Source organism: Cupriavidus sp. KK10 (assembly GCF_018223725.1).
GTDB classification, from domain to species: Bacteria; Pseudomonadota; Gammaproteobacteria; order Burkholderiales; family Burkholderiaceae; genus Cupriavidus; species Cupriavidus necator.
Genome location: NZ_CP073677.1, coordinates 1,639,054 through 1,661,558, shown reverse-complemented (window position 1 = coordinate 1,661,558; position 22,505 = coordinate 1,639,054). Strand labels below are relative to the sequence as shown.

General features: G+C 68.2%; 22 protein-coding genes and 1 pseudogene. 9 read left to right on the top strand and 14 right to left on the bottom strand.

The window, feature by feature from the left end; all coding sequences use genetic code 11:
- The first annotated feature begins 46 nt into the window (after positions 1–46).
- Genes KB879_RS08120 through KB879_RS08110 form a run of 3 tightly spaced genes read left to right on the top strand, consistent with a single transcriptional unit; the run spans position 47 to position 4,154 of the window.
- A complete protein-coding gene (locus tag KB879_RS08120; RefSeq protein WP_013956584.1) occupies positions 47–1,627 on the top strand; it encodes an ABC transporter substrate-binding protein in 1,581 nt (526 codons plus the stop codon).
- Positions 1,628–1,638: 11 nt separating this feature from the next.
- Positions 1,639–2,949, top strand: a complete 1,311-nt coding sequence (locus KB879_RS08115) for an acyl-CoA thioesterase/bile acid-CoA:amino acid N-acyltransferase family protein (protein ID WP_211980992.1) — start codon at positions 1,639–1,641, stop codon at positions 2,947–2,949.
- A gap of 50 nt (positions 2,950–2,999) precedes the next feature.
- Positions 3,000–4,154, top strand: coding sequence for a peroxidase-related enzyme (locus tag KB879_RS08110; RefSeq protein WP_153954813.1), 1,155 nt, complete (start codon positions 3,000–3,002; stop codon positions 4,152–4,154).
- 34 nt (positions 4,155–4,188) lie between these two features.
- Here the strand turns inward: KB879_RS08110 and KB879_RS08105 are convergent, their stop codons facing one another.
- Both KB879_RS08105 and KB879_RS40320 read right to left on the bottom strand, forming a co-directional pair.
- On the bottom strand, positions 4,189–4,524 hold the full coding sequence (locus tag KB879_RS08105) for a cupin domain-containing protein (protein WP_013956581.1): 336 nt from the start codon (positions 4,522–4,524) through the stop codon (positions 4,189–4,191).
- 33 nt (positions 4,525–4,557) lie between these two features.
- A complete protein-coding gene (locus KB879_RS40320) occupies positions 4,558–7,854 on the bottom strand; it encodes a DNA translocase FtsK 4TM domain-containing protein (protein WP_211982143.1) in 3,297 nt (1,098 codons plus the stop codon).
- Positions 7,855–8,113: 259 nt separating this feature from the next.
- On the opposite strand from KB879_RS40320, the pseudogene KB879_RS08095 reads away from it, so the two are divergent.
- A pseudogene (locus KB879_RS08095) lies at positions 8,114–9,344 on the top strand (EAL domain-containing protein).
- An 18-nt stretch (positions 9,345–9,362) separates the two neighbouring features.
- Here KB879_RS08095 and KB879_RS08090 read toward each other — a convergent pair.
- From KB879_RS08090 to KB879_RS08080, 3 genes are all read right to left on the bottom strand, one after another.
- Positions 9,363–9,929, bottom strand: coding sequence for a DUF4136 domain-containing protein (locus KB879_RS08090; RefSeq protein WP_041227891.1), 567 nt, complete (start codon positions 9,927–9,929; stop codon positions 9,363–9,365).
- A gap of 109 nt (positions 9,930–10,038) precedes the next feature.
- On the bottom strand, positions 10,039–10,458 hold the full coding sequence (locus KB879_RS08085; RefSeq protein WP_013956577.1) for a DoxX family protein: 420 nt from the start codon (positions 10,456–10,458) through the stop codon (positions 10,039–10,041).
- 197 nt (positions 10,459–10,655) lie between these two features.
- Entirely contained in the window at positions 10,656–11,603 is a 948-nt protein-coding gene (locus KB879_RS08080) for a LysR family transcriptional regulator (protein ID WP_013956576.1), read from the bottom strand.
- A gap of 140 nt (positions 11,604–11,743) precedes the next feature.
- Between KB879_RS08080 and KB879_RS08075 the strand changes: the two genes are divergently transcribed.
- Both KB879_RS08075 and egtB read left to right on the top strand, forming a co-directional pair.
- Positions 11,744–12,364 carry an FMN-dependent NADH-azoreductase gene (locus KB879_RS08075; protein WP_013956575.1) on the top strand — a complete coding sequence of 207 codons (621 nt, stop codon included), beginning with the start codon at positions 11,744–11,746 and terminating at the stop codon, positions 12,362–12,364.
- A 182-nt stretch (positions 12,365–12,546) separates the two neighbouring features.
- On the top strand, positions 12,547–13,836 hold the full coding sequence (egtB, locus tag KB879_RS08070) for an ergothioneine biosynthesis protein EgtB (RefSeq protein WP_013956574.1): 1,290 nt from the start codon (positions 12,547–12,549) through the stop codon (positions 13,834–13,836).
- Here the strand turns inward: egtB and KB879_RS08065 are convergent.
- The 8 genes from KB879_RS08065 to mltG all read right to left on the bottom strand — a co-directional run bounded on the left by KB879_RS08065 (position 13,833) and on the right by mltG (position 19,548).
- Complete coding sequence (locus tag KB879_RS08065) at positions 13,833–14,222, bottom strand: YkvA family protein (RefSeq protein WP_041228373.1); 390 nt, start codon at positions 14,220–14,222, stop codon at positions 13,833–13,835. The two genes, egtB and KB879_RS08065, sit on opposite strands and share 4 nt — an antisense overlap.
- Positions 14,223–14,237: 15 nt before the next feature.
- Positions 14,238–15,005, bottom strand: coding sequence for an ankyrin repeat domain-containing protein (locus KB879_RS08060; protein ID WP_153954815.1), 768 nt, complete (start codon positions 15,003–15,005; stop codon positions 14,238–14,240).
- Entirely contained in the window at positions 14,998–15,792 is a 795-nt protein-coding gene (locus KB879_RS08055; RefSeq protein ID WP_013956571.1) for a TatD family hydrolase, read from the bottom strand. Before KB879_RS08055 ends, KB879_RS08060 begins: the two co-directional genes overlap by 8 nt.
- 24 nt (positions 15,793–15,816) lie before the next feature.
- On the bottom strand, positions 15,817–16,317 hold the full coding sequence (locus KB879_RS08050) for a GNAT family N-acetyltransferase (protein ID WP_153954816.1): 501 nt from the start codon (positions 16,315–16,317) through the stop codon (positions 15,817–15,819).
- Between the two features lie 37 nt (positions 16,318–16,354).
- Complete coding sequence (locus KB879_RS08045; protein WP_010810001.1) at positions 16,355–16,747, bottom strand: PilZ domain-containing protein; 393 nt, start codon at positions 16,745–16,747, stop codon at positions 16,355–16,357.
- Positions 16,748–16,808: 61 nt separating this feature from the next.
- A complete protein-coding gene (locus tag KB879_RS08040; RefSeq protein WP_153954817.1) occupies positions 16,809–17,816 on the bottom strand; it encodes a DNA polymerase III subunit delta' in 1,008 nt (335 codons plus the stop codon).
- A gap of 117 nt (positions 17,817–17,933) precedes the next feature.
- Positions 17,934–18,545 (bottom strand): dTMP kinase, encoded by a 612-nt coding sequence (tmk, locus tag KB879_RS08035; RefSeq protein WP_013956567.1) that lies wholly within the window; start codon positions 18,543–18,545, stop codon positions 17,934–17,936.
- Positions 18,546–18,552: 7 nt separating this feature from the next.
- Entirely contained in the window at positions 18,553–19,548 is a 996-nt protein-coding gene (mltG, locus tag KB879_RS08030; RefSeq protein WP_013956566.1) for an endolytic transglycosylase MltG, read from the bottom strand.
- 224 nt (positions 19,549–19,772) lie between these two features.
- Here mltG and KB879_RS08025 point away from each other — a divergent pair, with 224 nt between their 5' ends.
- The 3 genes from KB879_RS08025 (at position 19,773) to KB879_RS08015 (ending at position 21,994) form a co-directional block, all read left to right on the top strand.
- The gene (locus tag KB879_RS08025) at positions 19,773–20,789 is read left to right on the top strand and encodes a folate-binding protein YgfZ (protein ID WP_211980991.1); all 1,017 of its coding nucleotides are present in this window, start codon (positions 19,773–19,775) and stop codon (positions 20,787–20,789) included.
- Between the two features lie 17 nt (positions 20,790–20,806).
- A complete protein-coding gene (locus tag KB879_RS08020; protein ID WP_013956564.1) occupies positions 20,807–21,097 on the top strand; it encodes a DUF4936 family protein in 291 nt (96 codons plus the stop codon).
- A gap of 69 nt (positions 21,098–21,166) precedes the next feature.
- Entirely contained in the window at positions 21,167–21,994 is an 828-nt protein-coding gene (locus tag KB879_RS08015) for an NRDE family protein (RefSeq protein WP_153954819.1), read from the top strand.
- 18 nt (positions 21,995–22,012) lie between these two features.
- Here the strand turns inward: KB879_RS08015 and KB879_RS08010 are convergent, their stop codons facing one another.
- Positions 22,013–22,441, bottom strand: a complete 429-nt coding sequence (locus KB879_RS08010; RefSeq protein WP_013956562.1) for a GNAT family N-acetyltransferase — start codon at positions 22,439–22,441, stop codon at positions 22,013–22,015.
- Positions 22,442–22,505: the final 64 nt, after the last annotated feature.

The following is a 22,505-nucleotide window of genomic DNA, read 5'->3' as shown; positions in this document are numbered from 1 at the left end:
CCGTATAGCCCCTTTCATCCCAGAAACCGCCCCGAGGAATCGCCCCATGAATCGCTCGCCGTCCTTCTCCTTGCGCGCCACCGTGGCCGCCGTGCTTTGCGCCGCCGCCGCGGTGGCTTCCGCGCAGTCGCTGACGATCGGCTTTGCCGACCCGTTGTCGTCGCTGGACCCCCAGCTGAACAACCACGCCGGCGACCGCTCGGTGGACCTGCACTTCTGGGACCTGCTGATCGAAAACAAGGACAACAAGCTGCAGCCGGGGCTGGCGCTGTCGTGGAAGGCGCTGGACGACAAGACCTGGGAATTCAAGCTGCGCCGCGACGTCAAGTGGCAGGATGGCAAGCCCTTCACCGCCGAGGACGTGGTCTTCTCCTACCAGCGCGCACGCAACGTGCCGGGTAGTGTGGCCTCGTTCTCGGGCTACCTGCGCACCATCGAATCCGCCACCGCCAAGGACCCGTACACGCTGCTGGTCAAGACCAACATCGCCAACCCCGACCTGCCGCTGAACCTGGCCTCGGTGCATATCGTCAGCAAGCACGTGGGCGACAAGGCCAATACCGACGATTACAACGCGGGCCGCGCGGTGGTGGGCACCGGCCCGTACAAGTTCATCTCTTACACCCCGGGCGACCGTGTGATCATGGCGCGCAATGACGGCTACTGGGGCGCCAAGGCGATCTGGCAACAGGTCAACTACCGCTACATCAACAACGGCCCGGCGCGCACGGCAGCGCTGCTGTCCGGCGACGTGGACGTGATCGACAAGGTCTCGGTGTCCGACCTCGCCAAGCTCAAGCAATCGCCCACCGTCAGCGTGTTTCCCTACAACGGCCTGCGCGTGATGCTGCTGCAACCGAGCTTCAAGCCTGGCCCCAACCCCTACATCACCGACAACGCCGGCAAGCCGCTGGACAAGAACCCGCTGCTTGACGTGCGCGTGCGCCGGGCGCTGTCGCTGGCCATCAACCGCGAGGCCGTGGTGGGCCGTATCCTGCAGAACACCGCCACCGTAGCCAACCAGTGGATGCCCAAGGGCACTTTTGGCTACAACCCCGAGGTCAAGGACATCGCCTATGACCCCGCGCAGGCCAAAAAACTGCTGGCCGAGGCCGGCTTTCCCGACGGCTTCAGGCTGACCATCCATGCCCCCAACGACCGCTACCCGCAGGGCCCGGAAACGGCGCAGGCCGTGGCGCAGTTCTGGACCCGCGTGGGCGTGAAGACCCAGGTGGAAGTGGTGCCCTGGTCGGTCTACTCCGGCCGTGCCAACAAGAACGAGTACGCGGTCAGCATGCTGGCCTGGGGCAACGGCACCGGCGAGGCCAGCTATGCGCTGGTCAACGTGCTGGCCACCGTGGACGCCAAGAAGGGCCTGGGCGCCTCCAACTGGGGCCACTACAGCAACCCGGCCGTAGACCGCGCACTGGAGGAATCCACCGCCGAGTTCGACGCGGCCAAGCGCGAAACGATCCTGCGCCGCTCGGTCAAGCTGGTGTCCGACGACGTCGGCGTGGTGCCGCTGTACCACTACCAGAATATCTGGGCGGCAAAGAAGGGCCTGAAGGTAACGCCGATGACCAGCGACCGCACCGCCGCCATGATGGTGACGCGGACGGGCAAGTGAGCATGGCCGTGATGACCGCCCCAACCCTTGACATCACCCCGGCCGATGCCCTCATCGACGCGCCGCGCCGCATCGCCATCACCGGCCTGCGGCCCGGCGAGACCGTGGCCGTCAGCACGCGCACCGTACGCGGCCGCGACGTCGCCTGGGCCAGCCAGGCCGACTTCATTGCCGCAGGCGACGGCAGCGTGGACCTGGAGCGCGATGCGCCAGTGCGCGGCAGCTACGACGGCGTGGCGCCCATGGGCTTGCTGTGGGCGCAGCGGCCGGTGGCATCGGACAGCCGCGAGCTGTTCCACACCGACGCAACCCGGCCGCTGGTGACCGAGATTACCGTCACGGCCGCCGGCGGCGAGGCTCGCAGCGAGCTGGTGCAGCGCCTCGCCGCACCGGGCGTGGTGCGCGAAGACATCCGCGTGGACGGGCTGGTCGGCACGCTGTACCGCCCGCCTGGCGCCGGCCCGCACCCGGCGGTGATGGTGCTCAACGGGTCCGGCGGCGGCATCAACGAACCGCGCGCCGCGCTCTATGCCTCGCATGGCTATGCCGCGCTGGCGCTGGGCTACTTCAAGGCGCCGGGCCTGTCGGACTATATCTCCAACACGCCGCTGGAATACTTCGAGCGCGGCCTGCAATGGATGCATCGCGAGCTGCGTCCGGCGCATGGCTTTGTCGCCCTGTCCGGCCAGTCGCGCGGCGGGGAGCTGGTACTGCTGCTGGGTGCGACCTTTCCCGATCTGGTGTCGGCGGTGGTCGGCTACGTGCCGGGCGCGGTGGTGCATAGCGCCCAGAATGCCGCCGACCCGGCCATCGGCCGTGAGGGCGCAGCCTGGCTGCACCATGACAAGCCGCTGCCGCATGTGTGGGAGAACAACCCCGACGCCAGCTGGGCACCGTTCGACGAAGGCCCGGCGCCGCACCGGCACGAGCGCGCCATCCTCACCGCGCTGAAGAATGCCGAGGCCGTGGCGCGCGCCCGCATCCGGGTCGAGCACATCCGCGGGCCGGTGATGCTGCTGTCCGGCACCGACGACGGCTCGTGGCCGTCCAGCCTGTATTCGCGCATGGTCGCCGACAAGCTGACCGAGACCGGCCATCCGTATCCGGTCGAGCACCTCGACTTCGAGCACGCCGGCCATGCCATCCTCTTTCCCTACGTGCCCACCACGCAAGCGGTCTACGCGCATCCGGTATCGCGCCGTATCAGCACTACTGGCGGCACGCCCGAGGCCAATGCCGGTGCCGACGAGGCATCCTGGCGCGGGGTCCGCGCATTCCTGGCGCGGGCAGTGGCCGCGCGCAAGCAAACCGCCGGGAACTGACGGCTGCGCCAGCACGACAACGAATCCTTCGACACTCCGGGAGTCTTCAAATGACCCAAGCCAACGCTGCCGCCACTGACGTGGTCGACCAGGTCGCCGGCCTAGCCGCCGGCTCCGCCATCCACACGCTGCGTCACGCACGCGACAAGGTGGTTGCCTCCACCCAGGGCAGCTACAACGGGCTGTTCGATCCTGCCCTGCCCGGCCTGACCCTAGCCGAGCGCCTTCTGATCGCGCTCTACGCCGCCCGCCTGGCCGGCGCCGCCGATCTGGTGGCCCACTACCGCGCCCGCCTGCAGGCCATCGAGGCCGACGCCGCGCTGGTCACCCTCGCCCAGCAGGGCGACCCCGACACGCTCGCCGACGCGCGCCTGCGCGCCATCCTGGCCTTCACCCGCACGCTGAGTGAACGCCCCGTGGAAGGCGACCAGGCCGCGCTGAAGACCCTGCCCGCCGCCGGCCTTGCCACGCCCGACGTGGTAACGCTGGCGCAACTGATCGCCTTCCTGTCCTACCAGGTGCGCCTGGTCGCCGGACTCAAGGCGATGCAGGCACTGGGCGCAGGCACCCCAGCGATCACTACCGTGCCCGCCACGGCCGGCACCCTGCTGCAGAGCCCGATCCGCGCGCATGGCTTCACTAACGAAGTGCTGGACTGGAAGGCCTGGCTGGACGTGGTATCCGTCGACAGCGCCACGCCCGAGCAGGTCGCGGTGTTGGAGGAGAGCCACCCCAAGGCCAAGGTATCGGACTACTACCTGTTCCTCGTGCACCAGCCCGAGATCCTGCGCCAGCGCTCCACCGCCTTCAACGCCATCATGTACGCCCCGGGTGGCATGCCGCGCGCCGAACGCGAACTGGCCAGCACGGTGGTGTCCCGCATCAATGGCTGCGTCTACTGCGCGTCAGTCCATGCCCAGCGCTTTGAGCAGCTGGCCAAGCGCAACGAGGTGATCCGCCAGGTGTTCGACGATCCCCATACCGCCGGCATGACTGCGCGCGAGCAGGCAATCGCGAAGTTCTCGATCGAACTGACCGAACAGCCCGCCGAAGTCACTGCCGAGCAGCTCAAGCCGTTGCGGGAAGCGGGCGTCACGGATGCGGAGATCCTGGACCTGATCCACTCGGTCGCCATCTTTGCCTGGGCGAACCGGCTGATGCTAAACCTCGGCGAGCCAGTGTTTCCGGAGCAATCCGGGGAGTAGGCGGTCAGGCGCCAGCCACAACGCACGCGGGCGCTCAGCCCGCGTTGTGATGCACCGCCAGCCAGACACTGGGCTGGCTAGCATCGGTCCACGCCACCCGGTGGCGGCAGTGGGCGGGAAGGTGCAGCCAGTCACCCGGCTTCATGGGATGCTGGCCGGACTGGCCTTCGATCTCGATGGCGGCGCTGCCGCTGACCAGCAGCACCCATTCCGCCTCAGCACTGTCGTACCAGAAGCCTTCGGGACTGGCCTGCCCGTTGGAGACGATGCGCTCGATCCGCAACCCGGGCCGTTCCAGCAGCGGCTGGAAGCACTCCTGCACCGCGCCGGCCGGGACGTCCGCCAGCAGGTTTCCGTGTTCAGGCTGCATGCTGCCTCCTGGAAGTCGTGGTTGCGGGGCCTGTCAGTTGCCCGGCCCGGGCGCCAGTACATCGCGTGCGCCATTGCGGCCCATCGGCGACACCAGCCCGGCCACCTCCATCTGCTCGATCAGGCGTGCCGCGCGGTTGTAGCCGATGCGCAGCTGGCGCTGCACGGCGGAGATCGAGGCGCGGCGACTGGTCAGCACAAAGCTGGCGGCTTCGTCGTAGAGCGGGTCGGCCTCGCCGTCGCCGCCGCTGTCGCCGAACAGGTCGGTGCTGCCGGCCTCGGCAGGGTCGCCGGCAAGGATGGTTTCATCGTAGTCCGGCTCGCCGAACTGCTTCCAGTGTTCCACCACGCGGTGCACTTCGTCGTCGGCAACAAAGGCGCCATGCACGCGCTGCGGATAGCCGGTGCCAGGCGGCAGGAACAGCATGTCGCCCTGGCCGAGCAGGCTCTCGGCGCCCATCTGGTCAAGGATGGTGCGCGAATCGATCTTGGACGAGACCTGGAACGCCACGCGCGTCGGGATATTGGCCTTGATCAGGCCGGTAATCACGTCCACCGAGGGGCGCTGCGTGGCCAGGATCAGGTGGATGCCGGCGGCGCGCGCCTTCTGCGCCAGGCGCGCGATTAGTTCCTCGATCTTCTTGCCGGCGACCATCATCAGGTCGGCCAGTTCGTCGATCACCACCACGATCATCGGCAGGCGCGACAGTGGCTCGGGCGCCTCCGGCGTCAGCGAGAACGGGTTCGGCACTTTGCGCTCGGCGGCCTCCGCGGCGCGGATCTTCTGGTTGTAGCCGGCCAGGTTGCGTACGCCCAGCGCGGACATCAGCTTGTAGCGCTTTTCCATCTCGCCGACGCACCAGTTGAGCGCGTGCGCGGCCTGCTTCATGTCGGTGACCACCGGCGCCAGCAGGTGCGGGATGCCCTCATAGACCGACAATTCCAGCATCTTGGGGTCGATCATGATCAGGCGCACGTCTTCGGGCGTGGCCTTGTACAGCATCGACAGAATCATGGCGTTAACCGCCACCGACTTGCCCGAGCCGGTGGTGCCGGCCACCAGCAGGTGCGGCGCGCGGGCCAGGTCGGTCACCACCGGATTGCCGGTGATGTCCTTGCCCATGGCCAGCACCAGCCGCGAATGGTGCGCCTGGAACGAGGCCGCGTTGACGATCTCCGACAACCGGATCATCTGCCGGCGCGCATTGGGCAGCTCCAGCCCCATGCAGGTCTTGCCGGGAATGGTCTCGACGACGCGGATCGAGGTCACGCCCAGCGCGCGCGCCAGGTCCTTCATCAGCCCGACCACCTGGGCGCCGCGCACGCCCATGGCAGGCTCGACCTCGAAGCGGGTGATCACCGGGCCGGCACCGGCGCCGACCACGGCGACTGGCACCTTGAACTCGGCCAGCCGCTGGGCGATCAGCTCGCCGGTTTCGCGCAGGCGTTCTTCCGACACCTGTTCTGCGCTGTCGACCCCGGTCTCCAGCAGTTCGGCCGGTGGCAGGCGGTAGTCGACGAAGGGGCGCGAAGGCGGCGGCGCAACCGGCACCGGCACGGGCGCCGGCTGGGCGGCAGCCAGCGGCACGGTGCGGCCGACCACGGCGGGCAGCACGATGCGCGGCTTGGCGGCCGGGACCGGAGCCTGGTTCAGTTCAGGCGCCTCAGCGGGCTCAGGGACTTCCGGGACTTCCGGGGCTTCAGTCGCTTCAGGCGGTTCTGCTGCCTCAGCAGGCTCGGCCGCATCCGCTTCCGCCTCCTCGGCGATCAGGCCGTTGCCGTCCATCAATCCGTCCGTTTCGTTGTCCTCCGCGGGTGCCTGGGTGCTGGCATCGAGAGTGCTGCCCTCTTCCATCGCGGAGCTTGCCACGGCCTGGGCTACGGCCTCGGCGCCGGTGACATCCAATTCGGGCTCGGCTGTGGCCAGCGCTTCGGGTTCCCCAATAACAACGACGTGATCTCCGCTCCCGGCTTCGGCTTCGGCTTCGGCTTCGGCTTCGGCTTCGGCTTCGGCTTCGGCTTCGGCTTCGGCTTCGGCTTCGGCTTCGGCTTCGGCTTCGGCTGGCAGGGTGACGGTAGACAGTGCTTGCGGTTCTGCGTCGTCGGCAATATTCGGCGCTGAATCCGGCGCAGCCGCTTCCAGTTGTTGCGGTTCCGGCGCAGCCGCTTGCGGCACTACCGGCTTGCCGGCCAGCGCCTGCAACTCGGCCAGCAGGTCAAGGGCTTCCTGCCGGATCGCGGCAAGCGTGGCTTCGTCGGCTTCGGCCGGCACTGCTTCCGGCGCAATATCGCCAACGATATCGGTGTCTGCGGACACTGGTTCCATGGCAGGCGCTTCGGGCACTGCCACTACCTCAGGTTCCGGGCTGGTAACCGGCTGCGCGGGAGCGGCCACGGCTTGCGTGGCGCCAGTGGCCGCCGGCGCAGCGGCGGCGGCTTCGGCCGGCGCGGATACGGCGGCAGCTACGGTGACTGAAGCAGCGGCCGCGGCGATGCCCTTGCCGGAAGCCTCAGGCAGCGTCGTAATCGCCGAACGCACCAGGGGCTGCGGTTGGCGGAACGGGCTGCTTACCACCGTGCCGCGCAGAGGCTGCGCCGGCCGCGGCGCTGAAGCCGGTGAAGGGGCTGCCGTCGCGGCCGGCTTGCGTGCCGCCGGCTGGGCAGGGCGCGGTGCCGGTGCCGGTGCCGGTGCGGCAGGTGCGGGCGGCGCGCTGCGCGTCGGCTTGACCGCGTTCGGCGACTCGGCATGGTGCAGCCAGATCTCGCCCGGCTGCGGCGGGGATTCACGCGTGCGACGCGGCGGTTGCCAGGCGGGCTGGCGGCGCGCCGAGACCGCCTCAAAGCTGCGATGGCGCGTGGCGGGCGCAGTCCAGCCGGGGTTGCCTGCCGACGGCGGCTCCCAGCGCTCTGCCTCGCGCAGCGGCTGGGTGGGCGCAAAGGAAACCGGCGGCTCTTCCGGCGCCGCGTCGGGCGCGGCGCCGCGGCGCGGCTTGCGCGCGAACAGGCTGCGCCAGGTTTCGCCGAACACCATCGGCGCGGCCAGCGCCAGCACGCCCAGCATCAACAGCAAGGCACCGGTCCAGCCGAACAGGTTGCCCATCATGCCGGCCAGCGCGCGGCCGGCCGAACCGCCGGCGCTCGAGTCCGGATCGGTGCCACTGGTCAGCGCTTCCAGGCAGGCGCTCGCGCACAGCACGGCGAGCGTGCCGAGCCAGACGCGCAATGAGCCGGGCCCTGCCAGCCGGCGCTCGCCGGCGAGCCAGCGCGTCACCAGCCGCCAGACCAGCGGCACTATCCAGAAAGTCGAAAATCCGAACCAGCCAAAACCCATTATCGACATGCCATGTTCAAAACTACGGGCAGCGATTGTAGCGGTTATGGCAGGCGGCGATTGAATCGGAAAGCGCAAATATTCGTAACGCAGCGTGTTTCCGGGGCGATTGCGCTCGATCCCTGTGCGATTCCGGATGCCAGCGGCGGCAGACTTTGCGCCATCCGGTGGTTGGCGCAGCGGCGCCGCGCTACCATGCGGCAACCCCCGATCGAATTGCACTCCAGGCGGCCCGCCGCCTCCCCCTCCCCCCTCCCCCATGCCGATCCGCTACGCCAGGCTGCGCGCTCTTGTCGTCGAAGACCATCCGTTCCAGCGCGTCGCGGCCGAGGGACTGCTGCGACATCTAGGCGTGCAGACCCCGGTCTGCGCTGAAAACGGGACGCAAGCGGCCGAGATCCTTGCACGCGAACCGTTCGACATCGTGCTCTGCGACATCGAGATGCCTGGCGGCAACGGCCCCGAACTGATTGCCGAGTTGCACCGGCGCGGGGCAGCATGCCTTTGCCGGGGCGGCGCCGATGTGGGTCTGGGTGACGGCGCTGGCGGAGGACATCCTGGATTCAAACCGCGGCCTGGCGCACGCCGCCGGCATCCCGCGCGTGCACGCGCTGCGCAAGCCGCTGTCGCGCGATGCGGTGGAAGAGATCCTGGCCGATGCGCTGGTGCGCCAGCCCGCGGGCGAGTCCGCCCCGCCGGCGTGGTCACCCGACGACGCGGAACTGCTCGCCGCCACCCAGTCAGGCACGGACCTGCTGGTCATGCTGCAGCCCCAGCACGACATTGCAAGCGGCCGGCGGGCCGGCGCCGAGGCGCTGGTGCGCTGGCGCCATCCCGAGCACGGCCTGGTACAGCCCGACCTCTTTATCCCACGGCTCGAAGCACTGGATGCGGCCGACCCGGTGTTCTTCTTTGTGACCCGCCAGTGCCTGGCAGCGCAGCAGCGGCTGCGCGCAGCCGGCATCCACATTGCGCTGGGCATCAATGCGTCGGCGCAAACCCTGTGCCGGTCGGGCGTGCTGGAGGCGTCTGATGCCCTGGTGGCCGCCAGCGGCGTGCCGCGGCAGGCGCTGACAGTGGAGTTGACCGAGGGCTATCCGGTGCCCGATACGCTGGCCCTGTCGGTCGCGCTGAACCGCTTGCGGCTGCTGGGCTACGGTGTGGCAATCGACGATTTCGGCGTTAGCATCGCCACGCTCAAGCTGCTGGCGGACCTGCCTTTCACGCAGCTGAAGCTCGACCGGTCGTTCGTTGTCGATGTCGACGGGCATGGCCAGCGTGCCGCCATCTGCCGCAACATGATCAACCTGGCGCGCGAGCTGGGCCTGGAGTGTGTGGCCGAAGGCGTCGAGACCGACACGCAGCGGGCAGCGCTGCTGGCGCTGCGCTGCCCGCTGGGCCAGGGCTACCTGTGGTCCGCGCCCAAGCCGGCCGAGGTCTTCGTCGCGGATGCCATCGACCGGGCAGCAACCACGCCGCCGGCAGCCTGACATGGCCCGGAGCCGGCGCTACTGCCCGACCCGGAACGGATACTTGGCAAAGATCTGCGTCACGGTCTTGTCGATGCGCTGCTGGGCGCTGGCCTTGTCGCTGGTGTCCACGCTGCCCACCGCCACGCCTTCCCAGACCAGCTTCATCTGGCGCCGGTCGACCAGGTCGATGTTGACCGTGCCTTCGGTGTAGGTATAGACGTCGTTATAGAAGCCGTAGCCCGGCCACGGCGCATACAGCCCGCCGCGATATCCGTAGTAGCCCATCATCGGCGTCGGCGCCGGGCTGACCTGGACCTTCTCCTGCAGCCGGGCATTGAAGTTGACCAGCAAGTCCGGCGACTGCGCCGCATAGCGGTAGCCGCGTGCGGTCAGTTCCCGCTGCACGGCAGACTTGAAGTACTGAGTGGTCAGGCTTTCATAGCCCTGGCGGTCGGTGCCAAGGTGCTCGACAAAGCCGAAGCTGCGATAGACGCTGAAATCCGTGCTGCGGTTGTAGTCGGTCTTGATGTCGGGCACGCTGGCGCAGCCTGACAGGACCAGCGCCGCGGCCACAACCGGAAAGAGCTGCCGGAAGGGTTTCACGATACATCTCCATGAGTCCGCGGCAGCGCGCACATGCAGCCATGCAGGCACGCACACGCGCCACCGGCGCCGGAACGCCGGCGCAGCGTACGCCATCTGACCCGACGGGCTAATTCATCTTGCCATTGATGCCGCCCACGCTGAGCCGGCCCGCCCCCAGCAGGGCCACCGCCAGCGCCGCGCCCAGGAACATCCCCTGCAACTCAAGCGCCCAGCCGCCGGTATCGGCCAGCATGCCGAGCTGCTTGGTATGCACCAGCGCTACCGCAAACAGCATGTTGAGCGCAACGATCAGCGCCGCCAGGCGGCTCCACAGCCCGATGATCAGCAGGATCGGGGCTATGACTTCCCCAATGTAGACGCCGTAGGTCAGCCATGCCGGCAACCCGGCGTCGGCGACCACCTTCGCCACAAAGCCCATTCCGGACGCACCGGTCAGCTTGGCGATGCCGTGCATCAGGATCAGCACGCCAAGCACGATGCGCAGCAGCGCCTTGCCCAAGTCCTGGGAACCCTGAGAGCCACCCATGGCCGTTCTCCTTGCCGTTGTCTGTCGAGTTGGTTGTTGAAGCCAAGCGCCTTTACCCTCACGCGCGAGGCTCGCCCCTGTACCTTAGTGCGAGGCGGCGTGAAGGTAAAGCCGCAAATACGAGGCTGCCGTCTGGCCGGCATGCGACCGGCACACCACCTCGCCAATCCCGCCGTGCCGCATCCGGGAGGCTTGCGCTACACCACCCGGTGCATGGCCGGCTGGCGCGGTTCAAGCATGCCGGCCTTGTATGCGCATTCGGGCAGGACCTCGCCAAGGAAGTCGAGAAAGCGCCGGGTGGCAGGCGTCACGCCCTTGCGCGACGGAAAAACCGCATGCAGCGTGCCGACCGGCATGTCGTACTGCGGCAACACCAGTTCCAGCTCGCCGCTTTCCAGCGCATCACGGCAATACATCCGCGGCAGCATGGCCACGCCCGCGCCGGCGATCGCCGCCTCGCGTAGCAGTACGAAGTCTTCGGTGACCAGGCGCGGTTCATAGGCAATCTGGATCGAGTCGCTGGTCTTGCAGCGCAGGTTCCAGACATGCTTGCCGTCGTGGGGCGGCTGGCCCACGCCGGGCATGCCATCCAGCGCCTGCGGCGTGCGCGGGCGGCCGATGCTGTCCAGCAGCGCGGGGCTGGCCACCAGCATCACCTGGCTTTCACCGAAGGTGCGCACCGCCAGGCTGGAGTCCTCCATGGACTCGCGCACGCGCAGCGCCAGGTCGAAGCCTTCGCCGATCACGTCCACGCGCCGGTTGGTGGTCTCCAGCTCGATGCGCACCGCCGGGTTGGCGCGCATGAAATGGCCGATGGCCGGCGCCAGCAGGATCTGGGCGATGGCGATCGGGCAGCTCACGCGCAGCGTGCCGCCGGGCTGCTCGCGCGCCTGCTCGATGACCTCGCGGGCCGCCTTGGCCTCATTGAGCATGGCGCGGCAGCGTTCGTAGAAGGATTCGCCAAGCGGGGTAACGCGCACCTGCCGTGTCGTGCGACGCAGCAGCTGCACGCCCAGGTCACGTTCCAGCTGGGCGATGCGCCGGCTCAGGCGTGACTTGGGCACGCCGGAGGCGCGGCTGGCCGCGGAAAAACTGCCGTGTTCGACCACCTGGGCAAACAGGGACAAGTCGTTGAGGTCTTGCATGGATGGCTCCGGGATCACCGTGCGCCCGCCAGGCTGGCGTTGCGCCGGTAGAACAATCATTTGCATTTTGCCTCACTACCGATACCAATGGCCAGCCGCTATCTTTCATCCATCGCAACCGCACCCTTGTGGAGAAAGACATGAACATCCTGCAGATCGATTCCAGCGTCCTTGGCGACAACTCCGTTTCGCGCAGCCTGACCGCCAGCGTGGTAGCCGACCTCGTCGCCGCCAACCCGGGCGCCCAGGTCACCGTGCGCGACCTGGACCAGGACGCTCCGGCGCACCTGTCCGGCAACCTGCTGCCCGTGCTGGGCGGCCCGAAGGAAGGCCTGAACGCCGTTCAGGAAGCCGAGTTGCAGCGCACCGAGCAATGGCTGGGCGAATTCCTGGCCGCCGACGTGCTGGTGGTGGGCGTGCCGCAGTACAACTTCAGCATCCCCAGCCAGCTCAAGGCCTGGATCGACCGCATCGCGCAGGCTGGCCGCACCTTCAAGTACACGGAGAACGGCCCGGTGGGCCTGGCCGGCGGCAAGCGCGTGATCGTGGTGTCGTCGCGCGGTGGCGTGCGCCAGGATGCCAATGAGCTGGACCTGCACGAAAAGACCGTCGACATCGTGTTCCGCTTCCTGGGCATCACCGACATCAGCTACGTGCGTGCCCACGGCCTGGCCATGGGTCCGCAGTTCCGCGAAGCCGGCCTGGCCAGCGCCCGCACCGAAATCGCGGCACTGAACGACGCCGGCCGCCTGGCAGCCTGAGGTCCCGAGGGCCGGCCGGCGCTGCAGGACGGCGCCGGCTCGCCCCGCGGACGGATCAGGTCTATGATGGATCGGGGCGCTACGGCGCCCCGCGTGCCATGGGCGGCGCGCCGGCCCCGGCTATTTGCCCGCGGCTGTCCCGCCGCCTGCAGTCATCGACCGATCCACTCCCGGGAGCCCGCATGACTTCAGCCCTGTTGCCAGCCGCCGCCCTCCATCCGCCGCACGAACCCGCCCTGCTTTCGCAGTATCGCCACGTACGGACCGCCACCGAGACCCTGGTGGCCGACCTGTCCGATGCCGATGCCACCGTGCAGTCCATGGACGACGCCAGCCCGGCAAAATGGCACCTGGCGCACACCACATGGTTCTTCGAGGAATTCGTGCTGGCCGCGCGCATCCCGGACTACGAGCCGGTGGACCCGGACTACCGCTACCTCTTCAATTCCTACTACGAAGCGGTCGGCCCGCGCCACCCGCGGCCACAACGCGGGCTGCTGACCCGCCCCTCGCTGGATGAGGTGCTGGCCTACCGCGAAGCCGTGGACGAATCGATGCTGACGCTGCTGGGCAGCGCCCAGACCGATGACGAGGCGGCGTTGATCATGCTCGGCCTGCAGCACGAACAGCAGCACCAGGAACTGCTGCTGACCGATATCCTGCACCTGTTCGCGCAGAACCCGCTGCGCCCCGCCTTTGCCCCGGAACTGCCCGAGCCGGTGATTGCCGACCCGCGGCCCGCGCCGGACTGGATCGGCTTTGACGGCGGCCTGGTGGAGATCGGCCACCGCGGCGAGACCTTTGCCTTTGACTGCGAAGGGCCGCGGCACAAGGCCTACTTGGCGCCGTTCACGCTGTGCTCGCACCCGGTCAGCAACCGGCAATGGTTTGAATTCATCGAGGATGGCGGCTACCAGACGGCCGGGCTGTGGCTGTCCGACGGCTGGCGCTGGGTGTGCGAGCAAGGCATCCTGGCCCCGCTCTATTGGGAAGAACGCGAAGGCACGTGGTGGCAGATGACGCTGCGTGGGATGCATCCGGTCGATCCGGACAGCCCCGTCACCCACGTCAGCTTCTATGAGGCCGAGGCATTCGCGCGCTGGGCCGAACGCCGGCTGCCGACCGAGGCCGAATGGGAGCACGCGGCGCGCAGCCTGCCGGCCACCGGGAATTTTGTTGAAGGCCGCGCGCTGCGGCCGTTGCCGGATCGGCAGAACACCTCAGGCGTGCTGCGCCAGATGTTCGGCGATGTGTGGGAATGGACCGGCAGCGCCTTCCTGCCGTATCCGGGCTTCCGCCCGAACGCGGGTGCGGTGGGCGAGTACAACGGCAAGTTCATGAGCGGCCAGATGGTGCTGCGCGGCGGTTCGTGCGTCACGCCCGAATCGCATATCCGGGCGACCTACCGCAACTTCTTCTATCCGCACCAGCGCTGGCAGTTCACCGGGGTGCGGCTGGCGGATGATGTCTAGGCCGGCGCCAGCCAGCGCCATGCCAGCCAGGCCAGCAACACCCACACCAGCACGATGACCACGGCGGCCGCGCGATTGCGCGGCCGTTTTGCATGCGTGGCCTGCCACGCCTGAGCCCGGCCGCGGCATTCATCCTTTACCGCCGGTGGAATCATCCGCAGCGTCAGCCAGATGCCCAGCGGCACCAGCAGCACGTCATCGACATAGCCCAGCACCGGGATGAAATCGGGGATCAGGTCGATCGGGCTGAAGGCATAGGCCACCACCAGCGCGGCCAGCAGCCGCGCGCTCCACGGCGTGCCGGGATGGCGGCTGCAGAACCACAGCGTCAGCAGGCTCGCCTTGAGCCCGCGCGCCCACTGGCGCAGGCGTGCGCCGACGGTCATCGCCGGCATGAGCTCTTACCAGCCCTTGGTCTTGGGCTGCTGCGCCGCGGGTTGCTGTGCCGCGGGCCGCTGCCCGCCCGGCTCGCCGGTGGGCGCCTTCAGCGGCGGCGCCGCCACGATCGGCGTCTGGGGGTACAGCTTCTGCCAGCGCACCTTCAGGCCCTTGGCGATCTCGGCCTGGTTGTAGCGCTCGGCAAAGTCGATCACGGTCATGCCCTGCTGGTTCTTCAAGCGCATGTCGGCGCCCTCGTCCAGCAGCAGCTTGACGGTCTCGATATGGCCGCCGCGCGCAGCCATCATCAGCGGCGTGGTGCCGTTGGGGCTCTCGGCGTCGATATAGGCGGCCTGGTCGACCAGGTACTTGACCACATTGTTGTGGCCGTTGGTGGCCGCATAGTGCAACGGCGTCCAGCCGGTCTTGTTAACCTCGGCCTCCATCTCGTCGACCATCAGCTTGACCATGTCCAGCTCGCCCTGCAGCGCGGCCATCATCAGCGGGGTCTCGCCGGCCGGGTTGGCCTTGTCGAAATCGATGTCCTTGGCGCGGATCAGCACCGTGGCCGCCTTCAGCGACTTCTCGCGCAGCGCCAGCACCAGCGCCGGGTTGCCGCGGCTGTCCACCAGATTGGGATCGACGCCCTTGGCCAGCAGCTTCTTGACGGTGTTGGCGTCGTCGAATTCGACGGCCTTGCGCATGTCGTCGGCAGGCGCGGCCTGCGCCAGCGTGGCGGCGACTAGCGCAAGGGCGCCGGCAGCGCGTCGGGCAAACTTCATGTTAAACATGCGATTCCCTGTCAATATGCTTGAATAGATTGAAGAAATTTTCCGTCGTCTGTTCCGCAACCTGTTCCACCGGCACCCCGCGCAGCTGCGCGATGAACTCGCCCACATGGCGCACCCAGGCAGGTTCGTTGGTCTTGCCGCGGTATGGCACCGGCGCCAGGTAGGGCGAATCGGTCTCGATCAGCATGCGCTCCAGCGGCACCTTGCGCGCGGTTTCCTGCAGGTCGGCCGCGCTCTTGAAAGTGACGATGCCCGAGAACGAGATATGGAAACCCTCGTCCAGGGCCTGGCGGGCGACGTCCCAGGTCTCGGTGAAGCAGTGCATCACGCCGCCGGCCTCGCGCGCATTCTCTTCGCGCATCAGGCGCAGTGTGTCGTCGGCAGACGAGCGGGTATGGATGATCAGCGGCTTGCCGGTCTGGCGCGCGGCGCGGATATGGGTGCGGAAGCGCTCGCGCTGCCATTCCATGTCGGCGATGCTGCGGCCGTTCAGGCGGTAGTAGTCCAGCCCGGTCTCGCCGGTGCCGACCACGCGCGGGTGGGCGGACAGCTCCACCAGGCGCTCCAGCGTCGGTTCCTCGCCCTCTTCGTAGTCCGGATGCACGCCGACCGAGGCGTACAGGTTGGGATGCTGCTCGGCCAGCGCCAGCACGCGCGGGAAGTCTTCCAGCGTGACCGAGATGCACAGCGCATGCGTGACCTGGTTGGCGCGCATATTCTCCAGCAGTTCCGGCAGGCGCGCAGCCAGCTCGGGGAAATCGATATGGCAGTGGGAATCGACAAACATGGGGAATCTCTGTTGGCGGGTGGCTCAGTCCACGCGGCGGCCGACGATGATCAGGTCGCGCTCGACACCGTCGAGCACGGCGACGCGCGGCAGGTCGCCCCAGCGCGTAAAGCCCAGCGACGCGAACAGGCCCAGGCTGGGCGCATTGTGGCCGAAGATAAAGCCGAGCAGCGTATTCACGCCGACCCTGGGCGCATGGTCGATGGCCTGTTGCAGCAGGTAGCGGCCCAGCCCCTGGCCGCGGCGCTGCGCGTCCAGGTAGATCGACACCTCGGCAGTGGCACCGTAGGCCGGGCGGCCATAGAAATCTGAAAAGCTCATCCAGCCGGCCATGCGGCCGTCGGCGTCCTCGCACACCCACAGCGGGCGGCGCCCGGGCTGGTGGGCGTCGAACCAGGCCTGGCGCGAGGCCACGGTGACCGGTTCGGTATCGGCGGTGACCATGCGCGAGGGCACGGTGCTGTTATAGATGGCGACGATGCCCGGCAGGTCGCGGGGCTCGGCAATACGAAGTGAAAAATTCATTGAAAATCAAAATATTGTGAGAACAACCTCACAACGTTCATAAGGTCTGTGTGGGGCGCCCGGACTCCAGCATCTTGCCCAGGATCTCCTCCACCGCGCGGCGCAGGTTGCGCCCGTTGTCGTCGTCAGGGAAATGCACGCCGACGCCGGGGGTCTTCATCGGCGTGCCCGCCGGGGTGATCCAGGCCACGTGGCCCGCGATCTGGTATTTCTGCGGCCGGTCCAGCAGCGACAGCACCAGGAACACCTGCTCGCCCAGGCGGAACGGCCGGTTCGACGGCACGAAGATGCCGCCGCGCGCCAGGAACGGCATATAGGCCGCATATAGCCCGGCCTGGTCCTTGATCGACAAGGACAGCACATTGGGACGCGATGCCGCTCCGCTGCCAGTTGGCGCAGCGGGCGGTGCGCCGGCGACTGCTGTGTTCATGGTTGACCCCCTGAATGACGGTAATGCTTGTTGTTATGGCTTTTTTTGACTGCCAGGCGTACTACCGGAACAGCTGGCGGTATTCCAGGAATACCGCCTCCATCACCAGCCGGGCCGCCAGTGGATGGTTCTCGCTGCGGCGGTGCGCGGCCAACCGGGTGGCAAAGGCCTGCAGGCGGCGCGCGTCGGTGGCCTCGGCGCAGCGCGCCAGCACGGCCCGTTCCTTGGGGAGGTACCGCGGCGCGGCACTGCCGTCCAGGCGCAGCGTCAGCAGATCGTACGTCCAGCGCTGCAGGATGCCAAGCACGGCAGGCACCGGCAGCTTCTGCAGTTGCTCGGCCGCCGCAGAGGCGTCGAAGGCGGCGGCGGCGCCCAGTTGGCCGACCAGCCAGCGCTGCAGCGGCTGCTCCTCGGCCTCGGCGGCATGCAGCGCGGTCAGCGGCGAGCCGCCGGCCAGCGCCAGCTGGGCCTCGGCATCGGCCACGCCCTGGCCGCGCAGCCAGGCCAGCGCGGCCTCCGGCGTCGGGCGCTGGGTCGAGAACTGGCGGCAGCGCGACAAGATGGTCGGCAGGATGCGGTCGAGGCGGTCGGTCACCAGCAGGAACACGGTGGACGGCGGCGGCTCTTCCAGCGTCTTCAGCAGTGCGTTGGCGCCCTCGGTCTGCAGCGCATCGAGTGGATACACCACCACCACGCGCAGCCCGGCCCGGTGCGTGCCCACGCCAACGGCCTCGATCAGCGCGCGCACCTGCTCCATGCGGATGATCTTGCTGGGCGCCTTCTTCTTGCCGCCCTCGTCGGTCTCGGCCTCGGCCGCGGCGTCCAGCGCCTCGGGCCGCACCACGGTGAAGTCCGGGTGGTTGCCCTGGCTGAACCAGTGGCAGGCGGCGCACTGGCCGCAGGGCTGGCCGTCCGGCAGCGGCGCCTCGCACAACAGTCCCTGCGCGAAATGCAGGGCCAGGTCGCGCTTGCCGATGCCTTGCTGGCCATGGATCAGCAAGGCATGCGGCAGCCGTTCACGCAGCGCGCCGAGCCGTTGCCAGTCTTCCTTCTGCCAGGGATATAGCATGTGAATCAGTAGATTAGCGATCTAACTTCAAGTTTTACCTAATGAACGCCCTGCCATTGCGATTCCACAATGGCGCGGCATTCACATCTATCACGCCAGGCATATATCGGCCAAAAATCAGACAGTTGCGATGATTTTTTCAAGTTCATCGCGAATGTCCGCAATGCTGCGCGTGGCGTCGATCACCCGGAAGCGCTGCGGCGACTGGGCCGCGCGGCGCAGGTATTCGTCGCGGGTGCGCTGGAAGAACGCGCGCGATTCGGATTCGAACCGGTCGGGCGCGCGCGCCCCGGCCAGCCGCTCGCTGGCGGTTTCCAGCGGCACGTCGAACAGCAGCGTCAGGTCCGGCTGCAGGCCGCCCTGCACCCAGTCTTCCAGCACTTCCAGGCGCTCGGTGGCCAGGCCCCTGCCTCCGCCCTGGTAGGCGAAGGTGGCGTCGGTGAAGCGGTCGGAAATCACCCACTTGCCGCGCTCCAGCGCGGGGGCGATGACCTCGGCGATATGCTCGCGCCGGGCCGCGAACATCAGCAGCGCCTCGGTTTCCAGGTGCATCTTGCGATGCAGCAGGATCTGCCGCAGGTCTTCGCCCAGCGACGTGCCGCCGGGCTCGCGGGTGGTGACGACGCCGGCAATATCGCTGCGTGCGCGCAGGCGGTCGGCGACCCAGTCGATATGGGTGCTCTTGCCGGCGCCGTCGATGCCTTCAAACGTGATGAATTTTCCGCGCATGGAATGCCTATTTGCCGCGCTGGTACTTGTCGACCGCGCGGTTGTGTTCGGGAAGCGAGTTGGAGAAATGGCTGCTGCCGTCGCCGCGTGCGACGAAGTACAGTGCGTCGGATGGCGCCGGCGTGGTGGCCGCCGCCAGCGAGGCCAGCCCCGGCAGCGCAATCGGCGTGGGCGGCAGGCCGGTGCGGGTGTAGGTATTGTACGGGGTGTCGGCCTGCAGGTCGCGCTTGCGCAGGTCGCCGTCGAAGCCATCGCCCAGGCCGTAGATCACGGTCGGGTCGGTCTGCAGCATCATGTTCTTGCGCAGCCGGTTGATGAACACGGCGGCGATCATCGGCCGTTCGGCGGCCTGGCCGGTTTCTTTCTCGACGATCGACGCCATCACCAGGGCTTCGTACGGGGTCTTGTACGGCAGGTCGGGCGAGCGTGCGTTCCAGGCCTCGTTCAAGCGCCGCTGCATGGCACGGTAGGCGTGCTTGTACAACTCGACATCGCTGCTGCCGCGCGCGAACAGGTAGGTATCCGGGAAGAACATCCCTTCGGGCGAGGTCTCGGCCGCGCCGATTGCCTTCATCAGCTCCGCGTCGGACATGTCCCGGGTGTCGTGCCGCAGCGCCGGGCTGGCGTCCACGGCGGCGCGCATCTTGCGAAATTCCCAGCCCTCGATCACCGTGACTACATAGTGCGTAACCTCGCCGCGCGCCAGCTTGCCGATGATCGACAGCGGCGTGGCGCCGGTCTCGAATTCATAGCCGCCGGCTTTCAGGTCAGGGCCGTGGCCGGTCAGGCGCACCAGCAGCATGAACAGCCGCGGGTCCATGCCGACGCCACCACGCTGGATCTGGCGGCCGACGCTGGCGACGCCGGAATTGGGCTTGATCACCACCTCCATGGGCGACTTGTTGAGGGGCAGCGGGTGATTGGCCCACCACGCGAACGCGCCCACGGCCGCCAGCGCGAATACCAGGATGGCCAGGCCAAGACTAAGGAAAAATCGTTTCATGTATCAAAAATAGGGGCGGCTGACCGGATCCGTCGGAGGGCTTGCGCGCCACCGCTTGCCGCCACGTGCTGCCGGCGCCGGCCGAAAATCTCATAGCCCCATATAATAACCGGCAGCCTCGCACCGACCATGCGCCGCGGCGCCGGCGCCGCTTGACGGCCCGCCCGGCACGGCGCACGACCGGTGCCTTCCCTCTCCCGAATTGCCTCAACGATTGCCACGCAATGTCAGTGATGAATGCCCAAGCCCAGGAACTCGCCGCAAACCTTGAAGCTTTGAGCGGCAGCGGCATCGTCTGCAGCCCGGCCGGGCTCGGCCTGGTCCGCGTGGCCGGCGACGATGCCGGCAGCTTCCTGCACACCCAGCTGACCAATGCGGTCGAAGACCTGAAGGCCGGCGCGGCCCGCCTGGCCGGCTACTGCTCGCCCAAGGGGCGGCTGCTCGCCACCTTCCTGATGTGGCGCGATGCCGAAGGCATCGTGCTGCAGCTGTCGGCTGACATCCAGGCCCCGGTGCAGAAGCGCCTGTCGATGTTCGTGCTGCGCGCCAAGGCCAGGCTGTCCGACATCACCCCCACCCATGCTGTCCTCGGCCTCGCCGGGGCGGGCGCGGCCAAGGCCCTGGCCGCAGCCGGCCTGCCCGCGCCGGAGGTCGCCTTTGCCGTCGCCGAAGCCGACGGCGTCACCGTGATCCGCCTGCCGGATGGCGCCGGCCAGCCGCGCTGGCAGCTGGTGCTGCCGGCCGAGCGGGCCGAGGCGGTGCGCGCGGCGCTTGCCGCCTCGCTGCAGGATGCGTCGCCCGCGCTGTGGGACTGGCTGGAAGTGCAGTCGGGCCTGCCGCGCATCGTCGCGGCCACGCAAGAGCAGTTCGTGCCGCAGATGATCAATTTCGAACTGGTAGGCGGCGTCAATTTCCGCAAGGGCTGCTATCCCGGCCAGGAAATCGTGGCGCGCAGCCAGTACCGCGGCACGCTCAAGCGCCGCATGTGGCTGGTGCAGGGCGAAGGCGAAGTGCCGGCACCGGCGGCTGAAATCTATCGTCCGGAAGATCCGGGCCAGCCGTGCGGCATGATCGTCAATGCCGCGCCGGCACCCCAGGGCGGATGGGCCGGCCTGGCCGAGCTGAAGATCGATGCCGCCGCCAGCGCGCTGCGCCTGGGCAGCGCCGAGGGCGCAGCGGTGGCCACCGCCGCCCTGCCCTACGAGGTGCCGCTGGGCGAGGCCGCCCAGGCCGCTGGCTGAACCCACAGGGACCTGCCATGAGCGATCACCTCTACGTCTATTTCCGCGTCCCGGAAGCCGTCGCCGCCGAGGCGCTACCGCACTGGCACCGCTGGATGGAGACGGTCGCCGAAGCAACCGGAATTGGTGGTACGCTGATGCGCAGGCCGGAAACCCGCGCCGGCGTGCAGACCTGGATGGAATGCTACGCCGACGTGCCGCCTGCTTTCGATGCCACGCTGGAAGGCCTGTGGCGGCAGAGCGGGCTGGACCAATGGGTGGATGGCGAGCGGCGGGCCGAGCACTTTGTGGACCTGGACGTGCTATAGACGTCTGCCGTTGGACTGAAGTACGCCGGGTGCCACTGCAGCAACCCCGGCGGCAAAGGAAGCAAAGCGATGTGTCTGATCCTGGTTGCCTGGCAATCCCACCCGGACTATGCCCTGGTCGTCGCCGGCAACCGCGATGAATTCTATGTCCGCCCCGCGGCGGCCGCGCACTGGTGGCAGGATGCACCGCAGGTGCTGGCTGGGCGCGACCTGGCGGAAGTCATCGGCGAGCCTGGCACCTGGATGGGCGTCAACGCCGACGGCCGCTTCGCCGCACTGACCAACTACCGCGCCCCGTCCGAAAAACGCACCGACGCGCGCTCGCGCGGCGAGCTGGTGGCCGGCTTCCTGCGCGGCCATACGGCCCCGTTCGATTACCTGGACGGCCTCGCCGGCGAAGACGGCTGCTACAACGGCTTCAACCTGCTGGCGAGCGACCTGCGTGAACTCTGGTGGTACAGCAACCGCTCCGCCTCGCGCCAGCCGCAACGGCTGCGCCCGGGGCTGTACGGCCTGTCCAACGCCCTGCTCGACACGCCCTGGCCCAAGGTGCGCAGCCGCGTGGGCGCGCTGGCCGAGGTGCTGGCCGCCGACAGCGGCCAGGCCAACGCCAGCGCCGAGCCCTACCTGCAAATGCTCGCCGACGCGCGCCAGGCGGCGGATTTCGAACTGCCAGCCACGGGCGTGGCGCCGGAATGGGAAAAGCTGCTGTCGTCGGCATTCATCCGCTCGCCGCTGTACGGCACGCGCGCCAGCACGGTGCTGCGCGTGCGCCACGATGGCCGTTTCGACCTGAGCGAGCGCAGCTTCGACGCCGACGGGCGCATCGGCGACGTCAACTTCCACGGCAAGCTGAACCTGCAACGCGACACCGGCATCGTGCCCGCGCCACGCTGAAGCACGGATTCCCGGCGTTCAGCCGGCCAGCCGCTTGCGCATCTCCACGTGCGGGATGCCCGCCTCTTCGAATTCCGGCCCCACCTGAGCAAAGCCCACGCGCGCATAGAACGGCGCCGCGTGCGTCTGCGCATTGAGTACCAGTTCCGGGTAGCCAAGCGCCTCAGCCTTGCGCATCAGCGCATCCAGCACCAGTGCGCCGACGCCGGTGCCGCGCGCGGACTTCAGCACCGCCATGCGCCCGATATGGCCATCTGGCAGCAGCCGTCCGGTGGCGACCGGCGTGCCATCCTCGGCCAGCGCCAGCGCGTGCCAGCTCGGCTCGTCCCATTCATCCCATTCCAGCTCCACCGGCACGCCCTGCTCTTCGACGAAGACGGTGTAGCGGATGGCGCGCGCGCGTTCGCGGGCTTCGGACCAGGGGCAGATCAGGACGGTGACGGGCATGGCGGTGCAATCAGGCTGGTTGAATGGCAGCGCCCGAAATCCGGGCGGGCGCTCATCATACGCC